This window comes from Pseudomonas sp. MPB26 (assembly GCF_046605355.1).
Classification (GTDB): domain Bacteria; phylum Pseudomonadota; class Gammaproteobacteria; order Pseudomonadales; family Pseudomonadaceae; genus Aquipseudomonas; species Aquipseudomonas cedrina.
The window spans coordinates 5563961-5584735 of sequence record NZ_CP176793.1 but is presented as its reverse complement, the minus strand read 5'-3'; the positions used below and the strand labels follow the sequence as shown (position 1 = coordinate 5584735).

General features: G+C 60.8%; 25 protein-coding genes. 14 read left to right on the top strand and 11 right to left on the bottom strand.

Annotated features, from left to right (window positions below):
- Positions 1-11: 11 nt before the first annotated feature.
- The 3 genes from ahpF to ACLH0H_RS25505 all read right to left on the bottom strand — a co-directional run bounded on the left by ahpF (position 12) and on the right by ACLH0H_RS25505 (position 3348).
- Positions 12-1577 carry an alkyl hydroperoxide reductase subunit F gene (ahpF, locus tag ACLH0H_RS25515; protein WP_411380166.1) on the bottom strand — a complete coding sequence of 522 codons (1566 nt, stop codon included), beginning with the start codon at positions 1575-1577 and terminating at the stop codon, positions 12-14.
- 130 nt (positions 1578-1707) lie between these two features.
- The gene (gene ahpC / locus ACLH0H_RS25510) at positions 1708-2271 is read right to left on the bottom strand and encodes an alkyl hydroperoxide reductase subunit C (RefSeq protein ID WP_003191303.1); all 564 of its coding nucleotides are present in this window, start codon (positions 2269-2271) and stop codon (positions 1708-1710) included.
- Positions 2272-2415: 144 nt separating this feature from the next.
- Positions 2416-3348: a site-specific integrase gene (locus ACLH0H_RS25505; protein WP_411380165.1), complete on the bottom strand. Its 933-nt coding sequence runs from the start codon at positions 3346-3348 to the stop codon at positions 2416-2418.
- Positions 3349-3518: 170 nt separating this feature from the next.
- Between ACLH0H_RS25505 and ACLH0H_RS25500 the strand changes: the two genes are divergently transcribed.
- Entirely contained in the window at positions 3519-4526 is a 1008-nt protein-coding gene (locus ACLH0H_RS25500; protein WP_411380164.1) for a DNA-binding protein, read from the top strand.
- Here ACLH0H_RS25500 and gorA read toward each other — a convergent pair whose 3' ends face one another.
- The gene (gorA, locus tag ACLH0H_RS25495) at positions 4527-5885 is read right to left on the bottom strand and encodes a glutathione-disulfide reductase (protein WP_411380163.1); all 1359 of its coding nucleotides are present in this window, start codon (positions 5883-5885) and stop codon (positions 4527-4529) included.
- 105 nt (positions 5886-5990) lie between these two features.
- Positions 5991-6830: a UTP--glucose-1-phosphate uridylyltransferase GalU gene (galU, locus tag ACLH0H_RS25490; RefSeq protein ID WP_046068218.1), complete on the bottom strand. Its 840-nt coding sequence runs from the start codon at positions 6828-6830 to the stop codon at positions 5991-5993.
- A 305-nt stretch (positions 6831-7135) separates the two neighbouring features.
- Here galU and ACLH0H_RS25485 point away from each other — a divergent pair, with 305 nt between their 5' ends.
- The gene (locus tag ACLH0H_RS25485; RefSeq protein WP_307393272.1) at positions 7136-7321 is read left to right on the top strand and encodes a hypothetical protein; all 186 of its coding nucleotides are present in this window, start codon (positions 7136-7138) and stop codon (positions 7319-7321) included.
- A gap of 158 nt (positions 7322-7479) precedes the next feature.
- On the top strand, positions 7480-7761 hold the full coding sequence (locus tag ACLH0H_RS25480; RefSeq protein WP_186690818.1) for a hypothetical protein: 282 nt from the start codon (positions 7480-7482) through the stop codon (positions 7759-7761).
- Between the two features lie 9 nt (positions 7762-7770).
- On the opposite strand, the gene ACLH0H_RS25475 is transcribed toward ACLH0H_RS25480, so the two are convergent.
- Positions 7771-8001 carry a hypothetical protein gene (locus ACLH0H_RS25475; protein WP_411380162.1) on the bottom strand — a complete coding sequence of 77 codons (231 nt, stop codon included), beginning with the start codon at positions 7999-8001 and terminating at the stop codon, positions 7771-7773.
- 130 nt (positions 8002-8131) lie between these two features.
- The gene (locus ACLH0H_RS25470; RefSeq protein ID WP_169378736.1) at positions 8132-8485 is read right to left on the bottom strand and encodes a hypothetical protein; all 354 of its coding nucleotides are present in this window, start codon (positions 8483-8485) and stop codon (positions 8132-8134) included.
- A gap of 211 nt (positions 8486-8696) precedes the next feature.
- Here ACLH0H_RS25470 and ACLH0H_RS25465 point away from each other — a divergent pair, with 211 nt between their 5' ends.
- The 11 genes from ACLH0H_RS25465 (at position 8697) to ACLH0H_RS25415 (ending at position 18592) form a co-directional block, all read left to right on the top strand.
- Positions 8697-8999 (top strand): DUF1883 domain-containing protein, encoded by a 303-nt coding sequence (locus ACLH0H_RS25465; protein WP_003173824.1) that lies wholly within the window; start codon positions 8697-8699, stop codon positions 8997-8999.
- Positions 9000-9024: 25 nt separating this feature from the next.
- Complete coding sequence (locus ACLH0H_RS25460; protein WP_090219980.1) at positions 9025-9192, top strand: hypothetical protein; 168 nt, start codon at positions 9025-9027, stop codon at positions 9190-9192.
- 4 nt (positions 9193-9196) lie between these two features.
- Positions 9197-9862 (top strand): DNA oxidative demethylase AlkB, encoded by a 666-nt coding sequence (gene alkB / locus ACLH0H_RS25455; RefSeq protein WP_411380161.1) that lies wholly within the window; start codon positions 9197-9199, stop codon positions 9860-9862.
- A 75-nt stretch (positions 9863-9937) separates the two neighbouring features.
- Positions 9938-10984, top strand: coding sequence for a bifunctional DNA-binding transcriptional regulator/O6-methylguanine-DNA methyltransferase Ada (gene ada / locus ACLH0H_RS25450; protein ID WP_411380160.1), 1047 nt, complete (start codon positions 9938-9940; stop codon positions 10982-10984).
- Positions 10985-11104: 120 nt separating this feature from the next.
- The gene (locus tag ACLH0H_RS25445; protein ID WP_411380159.1) at positions 11105-12163 is read left to right on the top strand and encodes an NAD(P)H-dependent flavin oxidoreductase; all 1059 of its coding nucleotides are present in this window, start codon (positions 11105-11107) and stop codon (positions 12161-12163) included.
- A 267-nt stretch (positions 12164-12430) separates the two neighbouring features.
- Positions 12431-13183: a molybdate ABC transporter substrate-binding protein gene (gene modA / locus ACLH0H_RS25440; RefSeq protein WP_411380158.1), complete on the top strand. Its 753-nt coding sequence runs from the start codon at positions 12431-12433 to the stop codon at positions 13181-13183.
- On the top strand, positions 13184-13864 hold the full coding sequence (gene modB, locus ACLH0H_RS25435; RefSeq protein ID WP_411380157.1) for a molybdate ABC transporter permease subunit: 681 nt from the start codon (positions 13184-13186) through the stop codon (positions 13862-13864).
- Between the two features lie 2 nt (positions 13865-13866).
- The gene (gene modC / locus ACLH0H_RS25430; protein WP_411380156.1) at positions 13867-14946 is read left to right on the top strand and encodes a molybdenum ABC transporter ATP-binding protein; all 1080 of its coding nucleotides are present in this window, start codon (positions 13867-13869) and stop codon (positions 14944-14946) included.
- A 75-nt stretch (positions 14947-15021) separates the two neighbouring features.
- The gene (locus ACLH0H_RS25425; protein ID WP_411380155.1) at positions 15022-16071 is read left to right on the top strand and encodes a DNA topoisomerase IB; all 1050 of its coding nucleotides are present in this window, start codon (positions 15022-15024) and stop codon (positions 16069-16071) included.
- Between the two features lie 124 nt (positions 16072-16195).
- Positions 16196-17818, top strand: a complete 1623-nt coding sequence (locus ACLH0H_RS25420) for an ABC-F family ATP-binding cassette domain-containing protein (RefSeq protein WP_411380154.1) — start codon at positions 16196-16198, stop codon at positions 17816-17818.
- Between the two features lie 69 nt (positions 17819-17887).
- Positions 17888-18592, top strand: coding sequence for a YoaK family protein (locus ACLH0H_RS25415; RefSeq protein WP_411380153.1), 705 nt, complete (start codon positions 17888-17890; stop codon positions 18590-18592).
- Positions 18593-18735: 143 nt separating this feature from the next.
- Here ACLH0H_RS25415 and ACLH0H_RS25410 read toward each other — a convergent pair whose 3' ends face one another.
- The 4 genes from ACLH0H_RS25410 to ACLH0H_RS25395 all read right to left on the bottom strand — a co-directional run bounded on the left by ACLH0H_RS25410 (position 18736) and on the right by ACLH0H_RS25395 (position 20552).
- A complete protein-coding gene (locus tag ACLH0H_RS25410) occupies positions 18736-19089 on the bottom strand; it encodes a hypothetical protein (protein ID WP_076954233.1) in 354 nt (117 codons plus the stop codon).
- A gap of 172 nt (positions 19090-19261) precedes the next feature.
- Positions 19262-19573, bottom strand: coding sequence for an AzlD domain-containing protein (locus tag ACLH0H_RS25405; RefSeq protein WP_411380152.1), 312 nt, complete (start codon positions 19571-19573; stop codon positions 19262-19264).
- Entirely contained in the window at positions 19570-20265 is a 696-nt protein-coding gene (locus ACLH0H_RS25400) for an AzlC family ABC transporter permease (RefSeq protein WP_186690831.1), read from the bottom strand. Before ACLH0H_RS25400 ends, ACLH0H_RS25405 begins: the two co-directional genes overlap by 4 nt.
- Positions 20266-20336: 71 nt before the next feature.
- Positions 20337-20552 (bottom strand): hypothetical protein, encoded by a 216-nt coding sequence (locus ACLH0H_RS25395; protein WP_057703383.1) that lies wholly within the window; start codon positions 20550-20552, stop codon positions 20337-20339.
- Between the last annotated feature and the right edge of the window lie 223 nt (positions 20553-20775).

Sequence of the window (20775 nt, the reverse complement as noted above, 5' to 3'; positions counted from 1 at the left end):
CGGGCCGGAATCTACGCTGGCGCGGAGGTGCGGATCAAGTGATCGAAAGCACTCAGGGAAGCCTTGGCGCCCTCGCCCACCGCAATCACGATCTGCTTGTACGGCACCGTCGTCACGTCACCCGCTGCGAACACACCTGGCAGTGAAGTCTCGCCACGCGCATCGACGATAATCTCGCCGCGCGGCGTCAGCTCTACGGTGCCTTTGAGCCAATCGGTGTTGGGCAGCAGACCGATTTGCACAAAGATCCCTTCCAGGTCGATGGTGTTGAACTCACCGCTGTCGCGATCCTTGTACGCCAAGCCAGTGACTTTCTGGCCGTCACCCTTCACTTCGCTGGTCAGCGCGCTGGTTATCACATTAACGTTCGGCAGGCTGTAGAGCTTGCGCTGCAACACAGCGTCGGCGCGCAACTTGCTATCGAACTCGAGCAAGGTTACATGGCTGACGATGCCCGCCAGATCAATGGCTGCTTCAACGCCGGAGTTACCGCCACCGATCACCGCCACACGCTTGCCTTTGAACAACGGACCATCGCAGTGCGGGCAGAAGCACACGCCCTTTGCCTTGTATTGCTGCTCACCCGGTACACCCATTTCGCGCCAGCGCGCGCCGGTGGCCAGGATCAGCGTCTTGGACTTGAGGCTCGCGCCGCTTTCGAAACGGATTTCGTGCAAGTCACCGGCGTTTTTCGCCGGGATCAAGCTGCTGGCACGTTGCAGGTTCATGATGTCCACGTCGTACTGGCGAACGTGAGCTTCCAGGGCGCTGGCCAGTTTCGGGCCTTCGGTTTCCTGTACCGAGATAAAGTTCTCGATGGACATAGTGTCCAGCACCTGGCCACCAAAGCGCTCGGCGGCAACGCCGGTGCGAATGCCTTTACGCGCGGCGTAGATGGCTGCCGAAGAACCGGCCGGGCCACCGCCGACAACGAGGACGTCAAAGGCGTCCTTGGCGCTGATTTTCTCGGCGGCTTTCTCGATGCCGCTGGTGTCGAGCTTGGCGAGGATTTCTTCCAGGCCCATGCGGCCCTGGCCGAAGTTCACGCCATTCAAGTAGACGCTTGGCACTGCCATGATCTGGCGCTCGTCGACTTCCGCCTGGAACAACGCGCCGTCGATGGCGACGTGGCGGATGTTCGGGTTGAGCACGGCCATCAAGTTGAGCGCCTGGACCACGTCGGGGCAGTTCTGGCAGGACAGCGAGAAGTAAGTCTCGAAGCTGAACTCGCCTTTGAGGCTACGGATCTGTTCAATCACTTCGACACTGGCCTTCGACGGGTGGCCACCGACTTGCAGCAGGGCCAGCACCAACGAAGTGAATTCATGGCCCATGGGGATGCCGGCGAAACGCAGGCTGATATCGGCACCCGGGCGGTTGATGGAAAACGACGGCTTACGCGCATCATCGCCATCGGTGTTCAGGGTAATCAGCGTGGTGAGGCTGACCACATCCTGCAAAAGGGCAAGCATTTCCTGGGATTTCGCACCGTCGTCGAGGGAGGCGACGATCTCGATCGGCTGGGTGACCCGTTCCAGGTATGACTTCAACTGAGCTTTAAGATTGGCGTCCAACATACGGGCGATTTCCTGTTAATTCGGTTTAGTACAGACAAAAAAACGCCCGAGCGAATCTCGCCCGGGCGTTTCGAGGGCGGTGCAGCTTACTTAAGGTGCGGCAAATTCCGCCCTGAGGTGTTTCACAGACTTAGATCTTGCCGACCAGGTCCAGGGACGGAGCCAGGGTGGCTTCGCCTTCTTTCCACTTGGCTGGGCACACTTCGCCTGGGTGGGCAGCTACATACTGAGCAGCCTTGATCTTGCGCAGCAGCTCGGAAGCGTCACGGCCAACACCGCCGTCGTTCAGTTCAACGATCTTGATCTGACCTTCCGGGTTGATCACGAACGTACCGCGATCCGCCAGGCCAGCTTCTTCGATCAGTACGTCGAAGTTGCGGGAGATGGTCAGCGTTGGGTCGCCGATCATGGTGTACTGGATTTTGCCGATGGCTGGCGAAGTGTTGTGCCAGGCAGCGTGGGCAAAGTGGGTGTCGGTGGAAACGCTGTAGATTTCGACGCCCAGCTTCTGGAACTCGGCGTAGTTGTCAGCCAGGTCTTCCAGCTCGGTCGGGCAAACGAAGGTGAAGTCGGCTGGGTAGAAGAACACCACCGACCACTTGCCTTTCAGGTCAGCGTCGGTCACATCTACGAAGCTGCCGTTTTTGAATGCGGTGGCTTTGAACGGTTTTACTTGGCTGTTGATGATAGGCATCGTTGATTCTCCGTCAGGGTTGTAGAAGGGCTTAGTAAGTTGATGAGGTGAATCCTACCCACTCTCTCGGCTGATGGCTCATTGGCAAACCTGATGCTCACGATTGGGTTTCTCTATCAGGTGACTGTATTAATAGAAAAAATCTCAAAGCAGCGGCGCTGTAGCCAATGTCATCCCAAGGAAGGGCGTTGCTTCAACATAGCGCATGGCGGATTTCATGTCGCTCCACCCGACGTAACTCATCAATGACTTCAAATCCCAACCGCTGCGATGGGCCCAGGTGGCAAAACCCCGGCGCAGCGAGTGACTGGTGTATTGCTCGGCGGGGATGCCGGCGCGCTCAAGTGCCTGGCGCAGCAGAGGGATCACGCTGTTGGGGTGCAAGCCCTCTTCCCCCAGATTGCCCCAGCGATCGATACCGCGAAACACCGGCCCCCGCACCAGCGCCGAGGCGCTGAGCCATTCGCTGTAGGCTTGCACCGGGCACAGGCGCAGCAGCGCCGGGGTGTGGTAGGTCTTGCCGAGGTTGTCGCGATCGCTTTTGCTGCGCGGCAGGTACAGGCTGATGCCGGCACCGGGCGTGGCCTGGACATGCTCGATGTCGAGCCGACACAACTCATCGCTGCGAAAGCCGCGCCAGAAGCCCAGCAGGATCAGTGCAGTGTCGCGCTTGGCGCGCAGCAAGCGTGGCGAGTCGTGTGCCAGCGCCGCTTCTCGCGCTTCGACCCCGAGCGAGGCCACCACTTGCTCCAGATGCGTGAGCTGCAACGGCTCGGCTTGCTTCTCCCGCGCCGGGTGCACGGCACGAATGCCCTTGAGCACCTTGCGCACCACCGGCGCCTTGGTCGGATCGGGAAAACCCTGGCTTGAATGCCACTGCGCCAGTGCCGACAGCCGCAGCTTCAGCGTGTTGACCGCCAGCACACCCGCGTGCGCGACCAGATAGCGCGCCACGCTGTCGCTGGTCGCAGGCAGGAACCCTCCCCAACTCACTTCGAAGTGCTCGATGGCCGCGCGGTAACTGCGTCGCGTGTTGTCGCGGGTGGCGGCGTTGAGGTAACGGTCCAGATTGCTCATGGGAGGCCTATTCGTACTGCTGGCGGGCATATTGGCGGTTTAAAAGTGTATGGCACGGGATAATACGCCAATATCCCATCTGTTAAATCATGAATTTCAACGTTTTTTAATTCGTGATATAGTATGTAAATACATAATACATACCACAGTATTAAATCGACGGAGACCCCATGGCTCGCGGCGGCATAAACAAAGCAGTTGTTCAAACGGCACGCCTGGCGATACTCGCCCGCGGCGAAAACCCCAGCATCGACGCGATACGCATCGAAATGGGCAACACTGGCTCTAAAACCACCATTCATCGTTATTTAAAGGAGCTGGAGGAGAGCGAGACCCGCCTCACCATCACCGAAGCCCCGATCGATGAAGAGCTTGGCGAACTCGTCGCGCGTCTGGCGCAGCGCTTGAAAGACAAAGCCCAGGAGCCTATTGATCTGGCCCTGGCGCAATTCGAACAGCAGAAAGCCGCCCTGCTCGCCCAGTTGGAGACCCTTGAAGAGGCCCACGACCAACTCAAGCAACAATTCGATATCCAGGCCGCCGCCCTCGCGGAAGAAAGCGCGGCGCTGCAAACCGCCAGCACCAGCCTGCAGACCGAACAAACCCGTAACGCCGGGCTAAGCCAGGCGTGCAGCGATTACGAGCTGCGGATCAACGACAAGGACGAACAGATTCGTTCGCTGGAAGAAAAACACCTGCATGCCCGGGATGCGCTGGAGCACTACCGCAACGCGATCAAGGAGCAGCGTGAACAGGAACAGCGCCGTCATGAAGGCCAGTTGCAACAAGTGCAGGCGGAGTTACGCCAGGCCCAGCAGAGCGCCATGGTCCGCCAGGATGAAATCACCCAGCTGCATCGCGACAATGAGCGGCTATTGATCGAACATCGGGTGACCGCTAAGGAATTGGCGGCGCTGCAGGAGCAATCGCGCAAGGACCAGGCCCATCAGCTCAAGCTGAGCGAACAGGTCAGCCTGATTGACAGCGAACGCACCCTGCTTCAGGAGCGTCTACGGGTTGCCTTGCTGGAAAGCCAGTCACGCCAACAAGCGCTGACTGAACACCAGCACACCAACAAGCGCCTGGAGCTGGACCTGGTCAAGGCCCAGGCCAGCATCGAGGCGTTGCGCCTGGCGGCCGCCGTTGCAGCGACGCCAGAGGCAACACCCGACGCTTGATCAGCCCGCCACAGGCGTGCGCATGGTGACGAACTCTTCCGCCGCCGTGGGGTGCACGCCGATGGTGTCGTCGAAATGCTGCTTGGTTGCGCCCGCTTTCAGCGCAATCGCCAGGCCCTGGATGATTTCGCCGGCATCGGGGCCGACCATGTGGCAACCCAGCACTTTGTCGGTGTCGGCGTCGACGATCAATTTCATCAGGGTCTTTTCCTGACAGTCGGTAAGGGTTAGCTTCATCGGGCGGAAACGGCTTTCGAACACTTGCACCTTATGGCCCTTCGCTTTCGCGCCTTCTTCGGTCAGGCCGACCGTACCGATGTTTGGCAGGCTGAACACCGCCGTGGGGATCATCGCGTAATCCACCGGGCGATAGTGCTCAGGCTTGAACAGGCGTCGCGCCACCGCCATGCCTTCGGCCAGGGCAACCGGCGTCAACTGCACGCGACCGATCACGTCACCAATGGCCAGGATCGACGGCTCGGCAGTCTGGTAAAGGTCGTCCACCTCAACGAAACCACGCTTGTCGAGCGTGACGCCAGTGTGTTCCAACCCGAGATTATCCAGCATCGGGCGACGGCCGGTGGCGTAGAACACGCAATCGGCCTCCAGCACGCGACCGTCTTTCAACGTGGCCTTGAGGCTGCCATCCGCCTGCTTATCGATACGTTCGATATCGGCATTGAATTGCAAATCGAGGCCGCGCTTGGTCAGCTCTTCCTTGAGGTGGGTGCGCACCGAGCCGTCAAAACCACGCAGGAACAGGTCGCCGCGATACAACAGCGTTGTCTGGGCGCCGAGGCCATGGAAGATGCCGGCAAACTCAACGGCGATGTAACCACCGCCGACGACCAGTACGCGCTTGGGCAGTTGCTTGAGGAAAAACGCTTCATTGGAACCAATGGCGTGTTCATGCCCCGGAATTTCCGGGATCTGCGGCCAGCCACCCGTAGCAATCAAGATGTGCCTGGCGGTAAAGCGCTCACCGTTGATCTCGACCTGATGCGGATCAACCAGGCGCGCATGCCCCTCATGCAGGGTCACGCCACTGTTGACCAGCAGGTTGCGATAAATGCCATTGAGGCGGTTGATCTCACGGTCCTTGTTCGCGATCAGGGTCGCCCAATCGAAATTCGCTTCGCCCAGGGACCAGCCAAACCCGCTGGCTTGCTCAAACTCTTCGGAGAAATGCGCGCCGTATACCAGCAGCTTTTTCGGCACGCAGCCGACGTTGACACAGGTGCCCCCCAGGTAGCGGCTTTCCGCCACGGCCACCTTGGCACCAAACCCTGCAGCAAAACGTGCCGCACGCACACCGCCTGAACCGGCGCCAATTACATACAGGTCAAAATCGTAGGCCATTTCACTCTCCTCGGCAGGACATCAGCATACCGCCTTACATGGGGCTGAAAAACGAAAAAGCCACCCGAAGGTGGCTTTCTCTTGGAACAGGCTGGCTGATGTGAATCAGTAAGCCTTGCCAGTCTTGTAGAAGTGTTCGAAGCAGAAGTTGGTCGCTTCGATGTAGCCTTCAGCACCACCGCAGTCAAAACGCTGGCCTTTGAACTTGTAGGCAATGACGCAACCGTCTTTGGCTTGCTTCATCAGGGCGTCGGTGATTTGAATCTCACCGCCTTTGCCCGGCTCGGTTTCCTCGATCAACTTGAAGATGTCCGGCGTCAGGATGTAGCGACCGATAATGGCCAGATTCGATGGTGCATCTTCAGGGGCTGGCTTCTCGACCATGTCGCGTACGCGGATGAGGCCATCACCAATGTCGTCACCGGCGATGACGCCGTACTTGTTGGTTTGCGATGGGTCCACTTCCATCACCGCAACGATAGTGCAGCGGTATTTCTGGTACAGCTTGACCATCTGGGTCAGCACGCCGTCGCCGTCGAGGTTCACGCACAGGTCATCCGCAAGCACCACGGCGAACGGCTCGTCGCCGATCAGTGGGCGACCGGTCAGGATGGCGTGGCCAAGGCCTTTCATCTGCGTCTGGCGAGTGTAGGAGAACGAGCACTCGTCCAGCAGTTTGCGGATGCCGACCAGGTATTTCTCCTTGTCGGTGCCCTTGATCTGGTTTTCCAGCTCGTAGCTGATATCGAAGTGGTCTTCCAGCGCGCGCTTACCGCGGCCGGTCACGATGGAGATTTCGTTCAGGCCGGCATCCAATGCCTCTTCGACCCCGTACTGAATCAGTGGCTTGTTCACCACCGGCAGCATCTCTTTGGGCATGGCTTTGGTCGCTGGCAGGAAGCGAGTGCCGTAACCGGCTGCTGGGAACAAGCATTTCTTGATCATATGGGTCCTTACATAGGGCTGTGTGTACGGAATTCGGCGCAGTCTAATCAGGCCGCAGTCGCCTTACAATGGCTCCTGCTGGCGTTGCGATGTCATCATAGAGAAAAAATGTCGGCGTAAGTTCCGCTGATCTTGCGAAGAGGGTTCCCACCGGGCATGGCACAAATGCCTGCACCTCAATGTTTCAAGGGCTGCGACCCTTTTAGCACGCTTTGGCCCCCAGGACACTGACCGAGAATAACTCGCGCGGCCGCATGACATTTGGCGCTATCATTATGTCCTGAACCACACCACGAGATTGATAGATGTCAGAACCAAAAGGCGTAAACGGCTACCTCATCACGCAGCGCGCGGACGGCTGGCACCTGATCAACTTCCACGGCGACAGCGTCGCCGGCGCCTTCGCCACCGAAAGCCAGGCGATTGCAGTAGCCGAAGTATTTGTAGACGAAGCAGGCCATGCATCGAGCAAACGTCCGAAAAGCAAGTAACGAGCGCCAGGCTCGTTGCGCAGCGCACCAGGAAGCCCCGCTCTGCGGGGCTTTTTAGTGGGCTGTGCCTACACACACGATGGCAGTTCGCTATAATCTTGCACCAACGCTCCACGACTGTGTCAGCGCCCCCTCCAACACCCTCGACGATGAACCCTATGAACAAGTTTCTGGCACTGACTGCGGTACTGGCGCTCGCCGGGTGCACCACCACCTCTGACGTCTATCTGAAAAACGGCGAACAGGGACTGACGATCGATTGCTCAGGCGAGGCCAATTCCTGGGCCAGTTGCTACGAAAAAGCCGACGCCTCCTGCGCGGGCACCGGCTACCGTATCGTCGGCACCGAAGGCACGCCTTCGCTCAAAGAGAGTGAAAAGACCCTGGGCCAGGACGTAGGCAACTTCAAAGGCCGCAGCGTGGTCGTGGTCTGCAAGTAAGCGTTACGTCTATAGCTGGATGTCGGCAAACTTGATACCCAGGCCGCGGATGGTCTCGACCAGGTCATCCAGTCGCGCAAACGACTCGACCTCATCCTGATCGTCCACCAGGAAAAAACTGCGGCCGCCGCTTTTTTTGAAAAAGACAATCCACTCGCCCAGGTCGGCCGGGTTCTGGATGATATGGGTCGCCGTTATCTGGCCTTCGGCCTGGCGAGCCCTGACGTGTTCACGCTTCATGAAAGACTTCCCAAAAACAGATGCCGGCATCAACCGGCAACTTGCAAAATGCGCTAAAAAAAGCCCGGCGCCACGCTCACGGGGCCGGGCTTTTTTTCGGATTAGAGGCAATAAGATGAAATGGGCCGCCTCAGCCTGAAATGCACTCTTCGCCAGCTTTCTTCACGTCACCCGGGCGGATCGGCACGTTGGACATGCTCTCGTAGAGCTTGATGCTGCTGCCGCTGGAACGTTCATCAATCTCGAAAATGGCCGACGGGTCCGCCGAAAACTTTTGCGGCACAATCACCTGCACACCTCCTTCCTTGTGCGGTTCGATCTGCGGCGGCCGACGGGTAGCGGAGAGTTTGTGCACCACACAGGCAGCGTATTCCTGTGGTTTCTTTCCGGAAATGACCACCAAGGTCGGCGGGGTCTGCTTGATATCTGCAACCGACGCACACCCACCAATCGCCAGGGCCAGCACCAACACACTCCACTTCATACAAAACCTCCGATAAAGACCGTACGACAGCGGGGATGGTAAATTTCTCCCGCCAACGTAGGATTTATCTCTGATAACTCGGTAAATAACTGTTTTAAATTGTCGACGTCGTTGAAGACGACCCGATAATAAACGCGCTGGGGCTGATAAACTCCATCTTAACCTACGTATCGTTCTGATTTTTCAGAAAAAGCCCTTCTGGAGACACCCCATGAAATTCATCCACCAGCGCGAGCACCTCAACGAGGGGGACATTGTCGTCATCGAATGCTCGCAAACTTGTAATATTCGTCTGATGAGCGACGCGAATTTCCGCAGCTTCAAGAACGGCGGGCGCCACACCTACCACGGCGGCGCTTTTGACAAGTTCCCTGCCAAAATCACCGCACCGAGCACGGGGTTCTGGAACATCACCCTGGACGTGGTTACGCGGCGCGCCATCAGCGTGACCCGCAAACCCGCGTTGTCCCACAAGATCCGCATTGTGCGGCGCACCAGCACCAAGCTGAGCTGATTCGCACCTTTCACAGGAAATAGCCGTGACGACTACCACCAAATATGTAATCAAGTACAAGCTCAACGGCGAGCGCCGCTTTGAGTTCGCGCAACTGTCCAGCAACAGCGTGGAAGAAGCCAAGCAGGCGCTGGCAAAAATTCATGATGCCAGTGATGAAATCACCGACATCAATGTGAGCAAGGCGCTGTAAGACGATGCCTGGCCCCACCGCCGACCTGTTCGCCGAGGACGCGCTGCGACAACCTGCGGGACGCGAGCAAATTGGCGAACAGTCCTACGTGTTACGTGGCTACGCTTTGCCCTGGGTTGAGCGCCTTTTGCCGGAGCTGCGGCGAGTGCTGGCTCAATCGCCGTTTCGGCAAATGGTCACGCCCGGTGGCTTTACCATGTCGGCGGCGCTGAGCAGCTGCGGCGACCTGGGCTGGACCACCGACAGTTCCGGTTATCGCTACACCCCACTCGACCCGCGCAGCCAGCAGCCCTGGCCGCGCATGCCCGGCGTCTTGCGCGAATTGGCGGTGCTGGCGGCGGCAGAGGCCGGCTTTCTCGACTTTACTCCCGACGCCTGCCTGATCAACCGTTATGTGCCAGGCGCGAAAATGTCTCTGCACCAGGACAAGAATGAACGCCGCTACAGCGAACCCGTGGTCTCGCTATCGCTCGGCTTGCCGGCGGTTTTCCTGTTTGGTGGGCATGCGCGCAGTGACAAGACCCGTAAAGTCTCGCTGTTCCATGGCGACGTGGTGGTCTGGGGCGGCGTCGATCGCCTGCGTTTCCATGGGGTGATGCCGATCAAGGATGGCGTGCACCCGGTCATGGGCCCGCAGCGCATCAATCTGACCTTGCGCACCGCAGGTTGATTTGACCGCAAGCTTCAGAGTGCCAGGTGTTGGCGGCACGACTAATCTGGGCAGGATCCGTCAAGAGTGTCGAGCATGACTACCGAACAAGACCCACGCTGGGCAGCGATTCTCGCCCGCGACCCCAAGGCCGATGCGCTGTTCGTCTATGGCGTGAAGACGACTGGCGTGTACTGCCGCGCCAGCAGTGTTTCACGCTTGCCTCGCCCGGAAAACGTTGAATTCTTCGACACTGCGGCGCAGGCCGAAGCCGCCGGTTATCGCGCGAACAAACGCGCCGCCGCCGACCAGACCCAACTCGCCGCGCAGCATGCACAGCTGGTGGCGGACGCCTGTCGGCATATCGAACAGGCCGAGACGCCACCCAGCCTGAACGCACTGGCCACGCACGCCAAGTTGAGCCCCTTCCATTTTCATCGCGTGTTCAAAGCCGTGACCGGTCTGACGCCCAAGGGCTACGCCAGCGCCCACCGTTCGCGCAAAGTGCGCGACGGCCTCAAGGGTTCGCACTCGGTGACCGATGCGCTGTATGACGCGGGCTTCAATTCCAACAGCCGCTTTTACGAGTCGGCCAACCAGCTCCTGGGCATGAAACCCAGCGACTACAAGGCCGGCGGCACTAATAACGCAATTCTGTTCGCCGTCGGGCAATGTTCGCTCGGTGCCATCCTGGTGGCGCAAAGCGAACACGGCGTGTGTGCGATTCTGCTGGGCGATGACCCGGACCAACTGGTGCGTGACCTGCAGGATCAATTCCCCAACGCCGAGCTGGTGGGCGCCGACCCACGCTTCGAACAGTTGGTGGCCCAGGTCGTAGGATTTGTCGAAGCCCCCGCAATCGGCCTGGACTTACCCTTGGATTTGCGTGGCACAGCGTTTCAGGAACGGGTGTGGCAAGCCTTGCGCGAGATCCCGCCCGGCAGCACGGCCAGCTACGCACAGATTGCCGAGCGAATCGGCGCGCCGACGGCGTACCGCGCGGTGGCACAGGCCTGTGGCGCCAACCGACTGGCCGTGGCAATCCCTTGCCACCGCATAGTGCGCAGCGACGGTGACCTGTCGGGCTATCGCTGGGGCGTGGCGCGCAAGCAGCAACTGCTGGAACGGGAAAGCGAGGCCTGAGACGTGCGCGCTCACACACCATGAAACGTCACCTTAGTCCAGTGAATAAAACAGACTGGCCGGGGGCCAAGGGCCCTGTTAAAACAGCGCAACGCCCCACTGACGCTGGAGACACACCCCATGAGCACCTGGCCAGACACGCGCCTTCTCGACCTGCTGGGCATCGAAGTACCGATCATCCAGGCACCCATGGCGGTCGGCACCACGACGGCCATGGTCATCGCCGCGAATAACGCGGGCGCCCTGGGTTCGCTGCCGGCCGCGGCGCTGAGCATCGAGCAACTGCGCGACGCGCTGACCGAGATCCGCCAAGCCAGCGCGCGCCCCATCAACGTGAATTTCTTCTGCCACCAGCCGCCTGCGCCCGACGCCGCCCGCGATCAGCGCTGGAAGGCATTGCTGGAACCCTACTACCGCGAGCTGGGTGCTGACTTTGATGCGCCAACGCCGGTCTCCAACCGCGCACCGTTCAACGAGGCGGCGTGCGAGGTGGTCGAAGCCTTCCGCCCCGAGGTCGTCGGTTTCCACTTCGGCCTGCCGGAAAAGTCATTGCTGGATCGGGTAAAAGCCACGGGCGCCAAAGTGCTGTCCTCGGCTACCACGGTAGAAGAAGCCCTCTGGCTGGAACAACATGGCTGCGACGCCATCATCGCCATGGGCATTGAAGCCGGTGGCCACCGGGGCTTGTTTCTCAGCGATGATCTCAACACCCAGATCGGCCTGTTTGCCCTGGTGCCGCAAATTGTCGACGCGGTCAGCGTGCCCGTGATTGCCGCCGGCGGTATCGGCGACGCGCGCGGTATTGTGGCGGCATTCGCCCTGGGCGCCTCGGCGGTACAGATCGGCACCGCTTACCTGTTTACCCCTGAAGCCAATGTCACCGCGTCCCACCATCATGCGTTGCGCAACGCCCAGGCCAGCGAAACCGCGCTGACCAACCTGTTCACCGGGCGCCCGGCACGGGGCATCGTCAACCGGGTAATGCGTGATCTGGGTGCGATCAACCCCGCCGCCCCGGCATTCCCGACTTCCGGCGGCGCGCTGATGCCGCTCAAGGCCAAGGATGAAGCGGGTTTCAGCAACCTGTGGGCAGGCCAGGCGCTGCGCCTGGGCAAAGACATCACCACCTATGAGCTGACGCGCGAACTGGCGCAGCAGGCGCTGGCCAAGCTCAGGTAAAAGCGTCACTTGCGGCAACTTTGCGCTGTACCGGCACAGCGCTATCGCTATATATTCGTGTACATAGCGGTTAAGCCTTCTATCCTGGCTCCCCTTGTAGTGAGCGGGCTTGTCCCGCGCTGGGTGGCGAAGCCGCCCCAAACCAAGCGGCTCGGTTCAACCTAAAGGTCGGAGGTGTCTCTATTGGGGCGGCTTCGCCACCCAGCGCGGGACAAGCCCGCTCACTACAGGTGCAGGTCAGCCGTACGTATTCAAAGGAGCTGTTTGATGATGATTCACGCCTCACTCCTGGCCGGCCTGGTCGCGGCCCTTGCTTTCGGTTCGGTGCATGCCGATGAAGTCCAGGTGGCCGTGGCCGCCAATTTCACCGCACCGATCCAGGCGATTGCCGCCAACTTCGAAAAAGCCACCGGCCATAAACTGGTCGCCGCCTACGGCGCTACCGGCCAGTTCTACACCCAGATCAAGAACGGCGCGCCATTCCAGGTGTTCCTGAGCGCCGACGACACCACGCCGCAGAAGCTCGAAACCGAAGGCGAGACGGTCAAGGGGTCGCGCTTCACCTACGCCGTCGGCACCCTCGCCCTGTGGTCGGCGCAGCCAGGTTATGTCAACGCCCAGGGCGACGTGCTGAAACAGAACCAGTTCAAGCATCTGTCGATCGCCAACCCTAAAGCCGCACCTTACGGCCTCGCCGCCATCCAGGTGTTGGCCAAGCAAGGCCTCAGCGAACAGGTCCGGGACAAGCTCGTTGAAGGCCAGAACATTACCCAGGCCTATCAGTTCGTCTCCACCGGCAATGCCGAGTTGGGCTTCGTCGCCTTGTCGCAGATCTATAAGGACGGCAAGGTCACCAGCGGTTCGGCCTGGATCGTTCCGGCGTCCATGCACGACCCGATCAAACAGGACGCGGTCATCCTCAACAAGGGCAAAGACAGCGCCGCGGCCAAGGCGCTGGTTGACTACCTCAAGGGGCCTGACGCCGCCGCCGTTATCAAGTCCTACGGTTACGAGCTCTAAATGCCGCTGTCGAGCGCTGATTTTTCCGCTATCTGGTTGACCATAAAGCTGGCGTCACTGACTACCGTGATCCTGCTGGTCATCGGTACTCCGATTGCGCTGTGGCTGTCGCGCACCCGTTCCTGGTGGCGCGGGCCCATTGGCGCCATCGTCGCCTTGCCGTTGGTATTGCCGCCAACGGTGATCGGCTTCTACCTGCTGCTGACCATGGGCCCCAATGGCTTTTTCGGCCAATTCACCCAATGGCTGGGCCTGGGCACCCTCACCTTCAGCTTTGCCGGGCTGGTCATCGGCTCGGTGATTTACTCCATGCCGTTCGTGGTGCAGCCGTTGCAAAACGCCTTTTCGGCAATCGGCACGCGCCCATTGGAAGTAGCCGCGACCTTGCGCGCCAATCCGTGGGACACCTTCTTCAGCGTGACCCTGCCCTTGGCACGGCCGGGGTTTGTCACTGCGGCCATCCTGGGGTTTGCGCACACCGTCGGCGAATTCGGCGTGGTGCTGATGATCGGCGGCAATATCCCGGACAAGACCCGGGTGGTCTCCGTGCAGATCTACGACCACGTGGAAGCCATGGAATATGCCCAGGCCCACTGGCTTGCCGGCGCCATGGTGGTCTTCGCGTTCCTGGTGTTGCTGGCGCTCCATGCCAGGCGCAAGACACCGATGGGCTGGAGCTGACGATGATTGATATACGCCTGCATCTTAAGTATCCGGGCTTTGCCCTCGACGTGGATGTGCGCGTGCCCGGTCGCGGCGTGACTGCGTTGTACGGGCATTCCGGTTCCGGCAAGACCACCTGCCTGCGCTGTATCGCCGGGCTGGAGCGCGCCGAAGAAGCCTTTATCCAGATCAACGATGAAGTCTGGCAAGACAGCCGCAAGGGGCTGTTCGTACCGCCGCATAAACGCGCGCTGGGCTACGTGTTCCAGGAGGCCAGCCTGTTCGCCCATTTGTCGGTGCGGGCCAATCTGGAGTTCGGCCTCAAGCGCATCCCGCGCCAACAGCGCCGCGTGGACATTGCCCAGGCCACGCAGTTATTGGGCATCGGCCATCTGCTCGATCGCCACCCGCTGCACCTGTCCGGCGGCGAGCGCCAGCGCATCGGCATCGCCCGCGCGCTGCTCACCAGCCCGAGCCTGCTGTTGATGGACGAGCCTCTCGCAGCCCTGGACAGCACGCGCAAAGGCGAAATCCTGCCCTACCTTGAACGCCTGCACGATGAACTGGATATCCCGGTGCTGTATGTCAGCCATGCCAGGGATGAAGTCGCGCGCCTGGCCGATCACCTCGTCTTGCTCAGCGACGGCAAGGCCTTGGCCAGCGGCCCCATCGGCGAAACCCTGGCGCGGCTCGACCTGCCCCTGGCGCTGGGCGACGACGCCGGCGTGGTGATCACCGGCACGGTGAGTGCCTACGACGAGCACTATCAATTGCTTACGCTGCAACTGCCCGCCAGCACTTTGCACATGCGCGTCGCCCACGCGCCGCTGGCAGTGGGCAAGGCGTTGCGCATCAAGGTGCAGGCGCGGGACGTCAGCCTCAGCCTGCAAGCGGAGGAACACAGCAGCATCCTCAACCGCCTGCCGGTGACGGTTACCCAGGAGATTGCGGCGGATAACAGCGCGCATGTGCTGGTGCGCCTGGACGCCGATGGCACGCCGTTGCTGGCGCGCATCACGCGGTTCTCGCGCGACCAACTGCAACTGCAGCCGGGGCAGGTGCTGTGGGCACAGATCAAGGCGGTCGCGGTACTGGCGTAGTAAACCTTTTGGCACGTCCGCAAGCGGCTGCGGTCAATCAGACATAACGGCCTGATTTGCCAAGGAACCCGCACCATGCCCGATTCTGCGTTGCCCGCCGACCTGCCCCGCGACCTGCACTACGTTGACGACACCCAACCCGGCATCCGCCGAAAAAAAGTGCGGGGCACCTTCCAGTACTTCGACCCCAAGGGCGAACGCATCACCGATGCCGACGAGATCAAGCGCCTCAACGCCCTGGCCGTGCCGCCCGCCTACACCGATGTGTGGATCTGCGCCGACCCGCGCGGCCACCTGCAAGCCACTGGCCGCGACGCGCGCGGGCGCAAGCAGTACCGCTATCACGCACGCTGGCGCGAAGTGCGCGATACCGACAAATACTCAAGGCTGCAGGCGTTCGGCAAGGCATTGCCGAACCTGCGCAAACAGCTGGAAGCGCAAATTGCCGAACCGGGTTTCAACCGCGAAAAAGTGCTGGCCACGGTCGTGATGCTGCTGGATGCGACGCTGATCCGGGTCGGCAATACCCAATATGCGCGGGACAACAAGTCCTACGGGCTGACCACCCTGCGCACCCGCCATGTGGATGTCAAAGGCAGCGAGATCCAGTTCCAGTTTCGCGGCAAAAGCGGGGTCGAGCATCAGGTCAGCGTCAAGGATCGGCGCCTGGCCACAGTGGTCAAGCGTTGCCTGGAACTGCCGGGGCAGAACCTGTTCCAGTACCTGGACGAGGACGGCGAACGGCACACTGTCAGTTCCCACGACGTGAATGAGTACCTGCATCGCCTCACCGGGGCGGACTTTACGGCCAAGGACTACCGCACCTGGGCCGGTACCGCCATGGCGTTGGCGGTCCTGCGCGAATTGCAGTGGCAGCCTGAGTCCGACGCGAAAAAACACGTGGTGGCCATGGTCAAAAATGTCGCCAAGCAATTGGGCAATACCCCGGCGGTGTGCCGCAAGTGCTACATCCACCCCGCCGTGCTCGAGCACTTCAGCCTCGGTGAACTCTCCCGATTGCCCAAGCCACGCCTGCGCAAAGGGCTCAAGGCCGAAGAGGTTGCATTGGCCATGTTCCTTGAAAAACTGGCCGCGGACTTGCCGGAAAAAGCCAAGGCGGGTTAGGCTGCGCGTCCCTCCTGCCTTACGGGACGACCGCCGACGTGAACAACTAAGCCTTCCAGAATGTACCTGCAACGAGCCGCCTGGCGCGCTTGTTGGCCTGTCCGACATTTTTTTGGAGGTGCTGATGACTGACGTCAACCGGCTGCCCGCGCTTGTTTCCCTGCAACACCTGAGCTTCCAGTTCGCCAATGGCGAAACCTTGCTGGACGACGTGAACTTGTGCATCGATCACACCCCTACCGGCATCGTGGGGCGCAACGGCCGGGGTAAAAGCGTCCTGGCCCAATTGATCGCCGGGCGGCTGCCGCCCTCCTCCGGCACTTTGAATCGCCCGGCTGAGGTGGCTTACGTGGCGCAGAATGTGGTGATCGCACCAGGCGAAACCCTTGCCGACCTCACCGGCACCGCGGCGGTATTCGCGGCCCTCAAGCGCATGGCTCAAGGTACCGCGCAAGTCGACGACCTGGCATTGATCGACGACCGCTGGGACCTGGCCGAGCGCTTGCGCAGCGCGTTGGACGCCGCAGGTTTGTCGCAACTCTGCCTGCATACCCCGGCCGAGCAGCTCAGCGGCGGCCAATTGGCCCGCGTTGCGGTGATCGGTGCGCTACTGGCCGCGCCAGAGCTGCTGGTGCTCGACGAGCCGACCAACCATCTGGACAGCAACGGCCGTGCGTGGCTACTGGGTGTACTCAGTGACTGGCGCGGCGGCCTGGTGGTGGTCAGTCATGACCGGCAACTGCTCAATACCATGGGACGCATCATTGAACTCTCACCCCTCGGCGTTCAGGTGTATGGCGGTAACTACGCGGCCTACCGCGCCCAGCGCGATGCGCAACAACTGGCCGCCATCGCCGCGCTGGAGCACGCGCGCCTGGCGCGCGGCCGCGAACGCCGGCGCCTGCAGGACGAGCACGACAGCCTGCAACGCCATGCAGCCCGCTCACGCCAGCAGGCGCAAAGCGCCAACGTCGATCGCTTCACCAAAGCACGCTGGAAAGGCGCCGCCACGCAAATCGTCAGCAACGTGCGCAGCGCACATCGGCAACACAAACACGCGCTGGATAAGCAAGTGCACCAGGCCTACGAGCGGGTCGCGGATGAAACGCCGACCCTGCTGGCGCTGCCCGCCTGCGCGGTACCCAATGGCCGACAGGTGTTATCGCTGATCGACGCGCAGTTACCATGGCTGCCATCGAGCCGCCTCAACCTGCATCTGGCAGGCCCGGTGCGTGTCGCTGTGCGCGGGCCGAACGGCTGCGGCAAGTCCACGCTGCTCAAGGCCCTCGCCGGTGAATACGCGTTGGCCAGTGGAGAATGCAGCGTGCAGGTGCCCAGCGCCTATATTGATCAGCACCTCGCGCTGCTGGACGAGCGTCGCTCACTTGTCGAGCAGCTCAACCTGCTGGAAACACCATTGGCCCAAGCCGAGTTGCGCACGCGCCTGGCTTTGCTGCAATTGGATGCCCTGCGCGTGACCCAGCCCGCCGGGCAACTCAGTGGTGGCGAACGCTTGAAAGCCGCCATGGCGATTGCCTTGTGGCGCAAAGTGCCGGCGCAGTTGTTGTTGCTGGACGAGCCGACCAACCATTTGGACCTGGAATCGGTGGAGGCTTTCGAGCAGGCATTGCAGGGTTTAACCGGCGCGATGATGGTGGTGTCCCATGACCCGGCGTTTGTGCAAGCGATCCGGCCGACCCATTTCCTGGACTGGCGGCCTGAAGGCTGGACCCTGACGTGTGCCTGAGGTCGTTGCATGCGCGCTCAAAGCATCCTACGGTAGTGGCCGGATAATCTCACCGAGGAGCCCGGCCCTATGCTGCCTTCGCCCCGCAAGCCTTACGCCAACGCCGCACTGGCCCATCAACAACGCTGGCGTGGCCGGGTCGGGCTGATGCTGGTGGCCAGCCTGTCGGTGCTGGCCGGGATGACCGATGCCATCGGCTTCATGGCCAGCGGTGACTTTGTGTCGTTCATGAGCGGCAACACCACGCGCCTGGCGGTGGCGATCAGTGCGGGGGACCTGGGCCTGACCGGCCGGCTGCTGTTGCTGGTGGCAACCTTCATCGTCGGCAATGCCTTGGGCGTGGTGGTCGGCCGACTGAGCCGTCGTCATGCGCTGCCGTTGCTGTTGTGCATTGCCGCCTTGTTGTGCGGCGCCGCACTGCTGCCCTTCGCCGATACACTGCCTGCGCTGTTGGCGGCGATCATTGCGATGGGCATGCTCAATGCCGCCGTGGAAGAGGTCAACGGGTTGCCGGTGGGGCTGACTTACGTCACCGGAGCGCTTTCCCGTTTTGGCCGCGGGCTTGGGCGTTGGCTGCTCGGGGAACGCCGCAGCGGCTGGCGCGTGCAGTTGATCCCGTGGGCAGGCATGTTCGTGGGCGCGGTGATCGGCGCGCTGCTGGAGCAGGAGATGGGGCTCAAGGCGCTGCTGATCAGTGGCGTGCTGGCAGGCTTATTGGGAATGGTATCGCTGAAGATACCAAGGCGCTGGCACCTGGGTTACATGCCGCGCTGAAGAAAGAGGATGCTCGCCCGGCATTCAGGCCTCGACGTCCGTGTACCGGTAAAGAGCCATCATGCCGGGCGAGCGTGTGAATCATAAGCCAATGCCTTGGGCCTGTCGTGCCAGGCATTTCCTAAATCGCCTGAGGCAACGGACTACAGGCAGGTCGCGAGTGCGGCCAAACGACGCTTGGCCGGCATAGTGTCCTCTGCCGCGTAGTACTTGATGGTTGAACCGGCCCCCGCGCTTTGCACGTCGACAAAGTAGTCACCCGCCGTGGTGTACACGGTAAAGCCGCCCGCCCCGATCGGCTCCTTGAAGCCGCCGGCGTCAACGCCAAACACGCTTTCATCCTGCCAGCCGAACTGCACGCATTCGGCAACAGCCAGGGTGGCCTTGTCCGAAGCCAGGGTTTTGTAGGGCGCGCCCGCGCGCGCCTCCTTCATCTTCGAACCCGCGCAACCAGCCAACGCCGCGAGTACCAGTGCGCCTATTACCACCTTGTGCATGCCATTGCTCCGTTGGAAAAAACGCGACTGTATCATTGCCGTGGGCCGGTCTGACGACCGCATGAACTTTGTTTCACTGTCAGGGGGAAGATGCGCCAATTAGAGTAACCACGCTCTTTTTTGGAAACCTCCCTTCTGCCCGCTCCCCGGCGGGCTTTTTTTCGTCCGGGTTTCAGATCAGCCAGCGAAACAGGTAAAACAACCCCATGCTCAGCAGCACCGTGATCAACACATTGCGCGTCCAGAACATCAATGCCACTGCGCTGATCCCCGCCAGCAGGTAAGGGTTGGCCAGGCTCAGGTTTAGTTGATGGTCGTGCAGGAAAATGATCGGCCCGCAAATCGCCGTCAGCATGCCCGGCACCGCAAACCCGAGGAACTCGCGCGCGCCACGGTTGAGGCGCACCGGCAGGCGCGGTTCGATGAACAGGTAACGGTTGAAAAATACCACCAGCCCCATGGCCACAATCATGAAGTAGATCATCGCTGTCCTACTCCCAGGCGCTTGCAGGCATATCCGGCGCTCATACCCAGCACGCCGGACACAACCACCGCCGACTCCCAGTGCAGGAAACTCAACCACACCGAAAACAGCAACGACACCGCCACGCAGACCACCGTGGGAATGTCACGCACCACCGGTGTGATCAGCGCGATAAAGGTGGCGGCGATGGAGAATTCGAGGCCCAGTTGATCAAGGCCGGGAATGCTTTTGCCGAGCACGATGCCGGCCAGGGTGAACAGGTTCCAGATGATATAAAACGTCAGGCCGACGCCCAGGGCGTACCAGCGGTTGAAGGTCTGGCGGTCGAAGTGGTTGACCAGCGCGAAAAATTCATCGGTCAACAGAAAACCCAGGCTCATGCGCCAGCGGGTCTTGAGGGGCGCGAGGATCGGGCGCATGTGCATGCCATACAGCAAATGCTGGGAGGTCAGCAGCAACGTGGTCAGTACGATGGAAATCAGGCTGGCACCGCTCTTGACCATACCGATGGCGACCAGTTGCGCGGCACCGGCAAACACGATGGCGGACAAGCCCTGGGCTTGCAGAGGGGTGAATTGCGCATCGATGGCCATGGAACCAGCCAGCAGTCCCCACGGCGCACAGGCCAGGGACAAGGGAATGACGGCGATGGCGCCGCGAGCGAAGGCATATCGAGGTAAGGCAGTGGGCATGGAAACGGCTCATCGACAAACAGTCGCCAAGCATGCCAGCCTCACAATGGGCTTGTCTTGAACGATCTTGCTCAGGCGAGCCTGACCGACACTTGCTCCACCGAATCCCGTGCTTCGCGCAACTCATAGGCATCCTGGTTGAGCCGGTGGATGGTGTTGAGCAGGCGCTGGCGCAGCACTTCATCGCCGAGTTTTTCGACGGCGCGCATCAGGTCGAACGCGGCGGTTTCATTATTTTCCGCGACGGAATCCAGTATCTTGCGCAGGTTGCGAGTGGCACGGGTCACACGGGTCTTCCTTCATCAGCAATGGGCAGGCACTTTAGGACATTCATGTTTCATTTTAATTTCAACCACTTGTGGCGGATTTCGGTATCTTTGATCCATGTCAAATCGATACAAGGTTTGACTGAATGAAACGCAGCGATGTTATTGATTCACCCGGGCAAGAACTTTACGGACGCCAACCGATCCATGCTCTGCCTACCCAACTACTACGCGCCAGCAGCAC